The organism is Vibrio caribbeanicus ATCC BAA-2122, assembly GCF_000165125.1.
In the GTDB taxonomy this organism is placed as follows: Bacteria; Pseudomonadota; Gammaproteobacteria; order Enterobacterales; family Vibrionaceae; genus Vibrio; species Vibrio caribbeanicus.
In genome coordinates this window covers 61,170-67,604 of sequence record NZ_AEIU01000112.1, presented here as the reverse complement: position 1 = coordinate 67,604, position 6,435 = coordinate 61,170, and the positions used below count along the sequence as shown (strand labels likewise).

General features: G+C 43.3%; 6 protein-coding genes. 5 read left to right on the top strand and 1 reads right to left on the bottom strand.

All coding sequences use genetic code 11. The features are described 5' to 3' along the window. On the top strand, positions 1–344 hold a 344-nt coding region (locus RH40_RS18995; protein WP_009603324.1), incomplete at its 5' end, for a DUF2169 domain-containing protein. 3 nt (positions 345–347) lie between these two features. Continuing rightward, positions 348–1,292, top strand: a complete 945-nt coding sequence (locus RH40_RS18990; RefSeq protein ID WP_009603323.1) for a hypothetical protein — start codon at positions 348–350, stop codon at positions 1,290–1,292. Between the two features lie 60 nt (positions 1,293–1,352). Here RH40_RS18990 and RH40_RS18985 read toward each other — a convergent pair whose 3' ends face one another. Continuing rightward, a complete protein-coding gene (locus RH40_RS18985) occupies positions 1,353–1,742 on the bottom strand; it encodes a hypothetical protein (RefSeq protein ID WP_009603322.1) in 390 nt (129 codons plus the stop codon). A 612-nt stretch (positions 1,743–2,354) separates the two neighbouring features. On the opposite strand from RH40_RS18985, the gene RH40_RS18980 reads away from it, so the two are divergent. From RH40_RS18980 to tssB, 3 genes are read left to right on the top strand one after another with little or no spacing between them, the layout of a single operon-like run. Beyond that, positions 2,355–4,343, top strand: a complete 1,989-nt coding sequence (locus tag RH40_RS18980; protein ID WP_009603321.1) for a serine/threonine protein kinase — start codon at positions 2,355–2,357, stop codon at positions 4,341–4,343. A 2-nt stretch (positions 4,344–4,345) separates the two neighbouring features. Beyond that, positions 4,346–5,896: a type VI secretion system protein TssA gene (gene tssA / locus RH40_RS18975; protein ID WP_009603320.1), complete on the top strand. Its 1,551-nt coding sequence runs from the start codon at positions 4,346–4,348 to the stop codon at positions 5,894–5,896. 26 nt (positions 5,897–5,922) lie between these two features. Next, on the top strand, positions 5,923–6,426 hold the full coding sequence (tssB, locus tag RH40_RS18970; RefSeq protein ID WP_009603319.1) for a type VI secretion system contractile sheath small subunit: 504 nt from the start codon (positions 5,923–5,925) through the stop codon (positions 6,424–6,426). Positions 6,427–6,435 lie beyond the last annotated feature (9 nt).

Below are 6,435 nucleotides of genomic sequence, written 5' to 3'. Positions count from 1 at the left end.
GGTTAGAAAATCGCAAGCCAACGTTGCCGGTGGATTTTGACCGTCGTTTTTATCAGACAGCACCTTTAGATCAGCAGTGTAAAGGACATCTCTCTGGTGGGGAGCGGATCATGATGAGTGGCTTTTGTCACGATGACACTCTCACGTTTCGTTTGCCTAAAACTCGCTATCAGGCAGAAGCGAGATTCAAAGATCAAACGATAACCGCCGATATGTCCATCTTTACCCTATTTGTTGATACAGAAACTAAAAAACTATCACTGACTTACACTGCGGCTTTTCCTTGTCAGGATAAAGAGCACCTATTGATATCAACTGTCATTACTAATACACAAGAGGCATAGGAAATGAGTAATTCGTTGGGCCAGTACGTGCTAGAGGGTGAAGTTATTACGCCATGTGGCATGAACTTAGACATTTCTACAGCGGTGGCCAAAGCCGATCTTGACAGATTTACGCAGCGTGAAAGCGAAGAAACGACGGCGAGTTTCGTATGTGCCAATATTGAGTTTTTAGAAAAAACCGACTGGTTTGAGCGTTGCGGTGAGCTGTTGTTAGCGATGCTAGAGTCTCTTTTTCAGAAATTACCTCGTTCGCTTCATACCATACCCGTCGTCATAGGGGTGCCTGAGTCCATCGGGGCTGTGAAATTGCAAGATTGGTTAGATGAAACGCCATTTGCCTCTAAAATTTCGTATTGTGAAGTGCTGCATGATAGTGGGGCTCGCGTGCTCAAACGTGCTTTAACTTTGCTCGATAACTATGATGCTCTTATTTGTATCTCGATTGATTCTCTGGTTAACGAGCTTGAGAAGTGGGTTGAACAGGGTAAGGTACTCAGTAATGAATTGCCTTGGGGGATTATTCCGAGTGAGGGCTCAGCAGGACTCATTCTTTGTCGACATAATACCCTAGAAACGTTAAAACTTACGCCTAAGTCTAAAATAACCTATTTCGACCTTGAGTTAGATACGACAGATCGACGTGGTATGTATCGTTTGGTTCAGAGGGCGAGTAAGCACTTAGAGCACCTCGGAGCAGTATTCTCCGATATGACAAGCCTGCGTTCTCATACTGAGGATTATGGCTACGTTTTGGGTGGGAAAGCGAAAAAGCTCACCCATCCACAGCAGCCATTATTGATTAATGAACTTTGGGGAACGATGGGACGCTGCTCACTGCTTGCTTTGATGGTATACGCTGCTTACTACAGTGATATTGAACAACCGAGCGTCTTACTCTCTTTCGATATCGATGGAGATAAAGCTCTGATGCAAATGCAAAATAAGTAGGGAGTCATAGGTTGATGGCTCCCTTATTTTATCGAGTTGCGCTCAGTGAGCGAACAGTTTTTACGTATTTTTGTTGATGAACTCTGGTCTAGCTAGGAAGAGTGCCACTGTCATCAATACAGCTTGGCCGACATGAGCTATCTCAGCTCTTATATGCGGCGCACTGAGTGCTTCATTAAACGGCATGCCGACCCAGAACGGAAGAAAGATCCCCGCCAAGAGTACCGCAAGCATTCCCCAAGTTACTGGGGTTTTCCAGTGTTTAGGGCCAAATAGTATGGCAGAGATAACGATCAGCTGAGCGATAAGTCCCCCCCCTTCGCGAAAGAAATGGTACCAACTATGCTGAGCAAATTCTGGGTCTCCAATATGCCCTAGCGTAATGCCTAAACTGGCTAAAAATAACAGTGAACCAAAGATGAATAGGCCGCGAGCGAGATAAAATTTCATAACTGTCCTTATAATTAAAATAATAACTTAGTAAATTAAAAAGCGTATGAGCATTGTTGGCCATAATGCGCATCTATTTGTGCAGCATGCGATACTTGACTTATGACATTCGTTATAAGAATTAGTTCATGATTAATTTATCCATTTAAATGATGCTTTATGCCAAAGTAACCTTAAGATGCTAGGTTCAGAGAGAATGGCTTGCTTTACAGGTGGCATGGTTCTGAATTCTGCATTGTAAAGTCACTTGGGTATATGTTCTGGCTAAGGTCATTGGGGATTGAGATGGTAGCCAATAACTTTCGATATGCATTCTTATAATTAAGACGTTAAATTGTTATTTTTATTATTAAAGGTTGTATTTTTATATATCTACAACCCAATCTAGCATCATTATTCTCGAGGGTATTTTAATTTCTGAGAGATAGGCTTTTTTCAGGCTAAAACAAATTGGCTTAGGTAGTGAAAGCGTAAGTCAATAAGCCTATTTAATTAGTAATAATAACTAAAATGATAGTCTTACTGTTCGTTTTAAATACTAGCCTTGAAACAAGGCAGTAGGTGCCAATATTATCTGCGCTTAATAAATAGTTTCAGGTGAAAGAGTTAAGCGTGTCAGATAATCAGGGAGCGACCAAAGGATTAATTGATCAATTGGTTGTTAAAGCCATTGAGAAAAGGAAACAAAATGAGCAAAGGATGGCAAATAAAAACCAGCCTAAGCTTGAATATGTCTTGTTTTCCCAATTTGACGTTTTAGAACAACTGCCCTCAAAAAATGGCAGAACGACCGTTTTCCATTTAGCTAAAAAAGATCAACCTGAGAAACAGATTTGCTGTAAGGTTGTGAACGAAGACGCGCCTGAAATTGCCTACAGAATGCTAACCAATGAAGCGAGTCGCTTGGAGATATCTCAGCATCCCAGTGTGGCAGGATTCATCAAAGTTGGTCATGAATTTGAACGCCCATATCTGATGTATGAGTGGATAGAAGGTGAATCGCTCGCGGAAAAAATGGAGCGTTATTCGAATAAAGGCTTTCGACATGACCACATTGCTTGGCTGGTGTATCAATTAGCGGGTGCATTGGAATTTATGCATACTCGCGGTGTTTGCCATCTCGATATCAAACCCTCCAATATTCTTGTCAGTGAAGGCGACCACGTTAAGTTGATCGATTTTGGTGCGGCTCGATATGTCGGTGAAATTGAGGATCACGCTGAGGCAAGTCTAGGTTATGCATCTCCCCTCTATTTAAAAGATGGTATTACCCAGCCCCAAGACGATGTTTATTCTCTCGCATTATTAACGGGACACCTTTTTCTCGGCAGTATTTATGGTGATGCTTGGCAGAATGAATTAAAAGGACGTAAACGCACTCCTTTGATCCCAAGTCATGTTTGGAAACTAATTAAGCGTGTTGTTAATAACCCTCGGGGACACGGGCTGACGGCGATATCCTTTGCACAGCAGTTGGCAAAAATCGACCAACAATCAATTGAGTCACAAAATAGTGCTCCAATATTTAGCAGTCTTAGAAATGCTGACTTACTCCTGACCCATTGCAAAACAGACGATAAGTCGTATGGGCGCTTTAGAGTACTTGAAGCGAGCTTAGTTTTGTGTGTTGCGGCGATAACAGGCAGCTATTTATACAACGCGTCTCAGCCAGAGTGGAAAACAATCGTGACCACTAAGCAAGACACTCCAGAGACAGTAAGCACAATTAAGCCAGCGCAGACTGCATCGTTCTTAGCGCAGCCTCCTTGGCAAATAGAATACTCGCTTAATGATATGGAAAGTAGTGTGGTGACGACGGCACCCTATAGAGAAGCATTTCAGGTACAGCAGGTAAAACTTTCTCAACTCTATAAGCAATATCAATCAGATATAGAGTCTTACCAGAGAGTAGTGGATACCTTACCAAAAGATCTCGTGAAATTGCGTGGTGAGTTAGTTCGCTTAAAAGAAAAATTAGTAGCAGATGGAGCGCTGTTCCCTTCTGTGGATAAAGCACTTACCTCTACTATGGCTGGATTGAATAAGTCTTCGATTGATGCACTGCAATTAGCCGCGATGTCTGGCTCAAAACAAGAGAGGTTGGCCAGTCTTATCGTCAATGGCCAGACTAAACAAGCCAACGACGAAATGCGTCAAGCTTGGAAAAGGAATCAATCCGCAGCGTACTACTATAGCAAAGTCTTACCTGAAAAAGTGCTAGATAGCATTAATCAGTCGATAGAGAAAAGTGCTCAAAACCACTATTACACTCAGGCGATCGGTGAGGCAACGGCGGCGAGAGATTTCTTCACTAACCGCCCTGAACTTGATCAAAAAGTACGCGACCTCACAGTTGCAAGAAGTGAATACATCTTGTTCAGTACCGTGACGGAAAAGTCTATTTTTGAGCAATCACGACTTCATGACTCTCTGGTAGATTTAGAAAAAAATGCACCTAAGAGCTTTGAGCAAATGATATCAGTTCTTGGCAAGATGGCCTCTGATTCTATAGATAATAGTCACGTTAACTCTCGGCCTGCTCGTGGAGCCATCGCGGTAGACAAAGCGCTTAAGGATTATCTTACCGAGGTGAAAGGGTAGCTATGTCTGATATCGACTTGGAACAGTTGTTGAGTCCTATCTCTGACGTGTCTCCTTCAGGAGAAGACGCTCGGTATGAGTTCAGCTATGAAATGATGGAATCTGAAGTAAAGAAGTTTGGCTCTCTATTTGGTGAAACCGTTGATTGGGCTGTGGTAAAGACTCATGCCATGGAAGTATTGCAGCAACACAGCAAAGATCTCAAAGCGTTATGCTATTTAACCCGTGCTTTAGTTGAAGAATCGGGATTGAGCGGTTTTGAACAAGGATTAACTCTACTTAATGAATCCTTATCCCGATACGGTGAAACCTTGTATCCGACTCGAAAGCGAGGAAGAGATGGTGCGGTTGAGTGGCTGAATCATCAATTCAAGCTCTGCTCGCCGAAGATTGGTGCATCACCTAATTCATGGCAGCAGGTGTCAGATTGTATTAGCAAAACAGAAGAAATACAGCGTCAATTTGACGATCTATTTCAAGACTCAGAAGCCGACTTTTTTGAAATTCGCTCTCAACTTAATACGTTGTCTCAGCAAGCTGTGGCGGATGATGAGCCTGTCGCTCATAAAGAAACGCTCATAGAGCCACCTGCGGATTCTGGCTCAGCACCCAAAGGGGTGTTACCTGCCTCCATTACTACAGAGCCTGTGCAAACGCCTGCTCCGGCTGTTAAAAAAGCAGTGGTGCAAGAAGTGGACGTGGAGACAGACTTTTCTTCACCTACGGCGTCAAAGCGCAGCCTTAAAAAAGTGGCCGAGGTTATGATCCATGCTAGCCCAAGCGATCCACTGGCTTATCGTATTTATCGCTATCTTACTTGGGACGACATCGATGCTTTACCTGAGCATCAGGATAATCAGACGCCCTTGATCTTGGCGGTATCATCAGATCAGCAGGCGGAATATCGTGATAAAGCACAGCAAGAAACCGATATTGAAAGTGTTAAACGTTTGGAACGGACTCTAACGGATGCGCCGTTTTGGCTGACAGGTCATTATTTGGTTCACTCAATGCTGGTGAATCTTGGTTTTGATGAAGCAGCAGCTGCGGTTAGGCAAGAAGCTAAACGTTTTGCTGATTCATTGGAGGGGATAGAAAACCTCTCGTTTAAAAATTCTATACCATTTGCAGATGAAACAACAATTCAATGGTTGTCTAGTAGTGTTGTTCATTCATCGAGCTCTCAACCGGTTGTTCAAACCGTCGTTATTGCCGAGGAAGATTCATCTCTTATGGAAGATATCACCCTAGAGAATCTGGGTGAACGTGCCGCGGATCTGGCACAAAGGCTTGAGCTAGATAGCTCAGGACGAAGTCAGTTCATGCTGTATTTACAATTGATAGAAGCTTACCAGTCGGTGGGTTTAACCCCTTTAACTCTGCCTTATCTAGAGAAAGTTTGGCAGATGAAAAGTGGATTTGACCTCGCAAGCTGGGAACCCCACTTATCGTCACAGTTGGATAAGCTCACTCGAGAAGCGGTTCATACGCTTTATAAAACTAGAGAGCTTCTTCCTGAAAAGTACGAACAGTGGCAAGCATTTTACGACTAATTACAGAGTTAGATAAGGAATGAATTATGTCACGTGATGGCTCGGTGGCTCCAAAAGAGCGAATTAATATCCGTTATGTGCCAGCAACTGGTGATGCGCAAGAGGACGTAGAACTGCCGCTGAGCATGATGGTTGTTGGTGATTTCACAGCACGAGCAGATGAAACGCCAATTGAAGAGCGTATGCCAATCAGTATCGACAAGGATAACTTTAATGAAGTTCTGGAGGGCTACGCACCAAACCTCAAAGTCAATGTTGACAACCGTCTTTCTGATGAGGAAGGGGCGCAGCTCGGCGTAGATTTGACTTTCACCAATATGAAAGATTTTTCTCCAGAATCGATCGCTAAGAGCGTACCAGAACTCCACAGTTTGCTTGAACTGCGTGAAGCTCTTGTTGCACTGAAAGGCCCACTTGGGAATGTTCCTGCGTTCCGCAAAAAGATCGCAGCAGTGCTTCAAGATGAAGACGCAAGAAAGAAACTTTTAGATGAACTAAGCATTGGCGACGACCAAGAAGCGACAGAATAGTAAGGGATA

Excerpts from the sequence above, each read along its gene's own strand:
- RH40_RS18990 (WP_009603323.1), top strand. The coding sequence starts at position 348 with ATGAGTAATTCGTTGGGCCAGTACGTGCTAGAGGGTGAAGTTATTACG.
- tssB (WP_009603319.1), top strand. The coding sequence starts at position 5,923 with ATGTCACGTGATGGCTCGGTGGCTCCAAAAGAGCGAATTAATATCCGT.
- RH40_RS18985 (WP_009603322.1), bottom strand. The coding sequence starts at position 1,742 with ATGAAATTTTATCTCGCTCGCGGCCTATTCATCTTTGGTTCACTGTTA.
- tssA (WP_009603320.1), top strand. The coding sequence starts at position 4,346 with ATGTCTGATATCGACTTGGAACAGTTGTTGAGTCCTATCTCTGACGTG.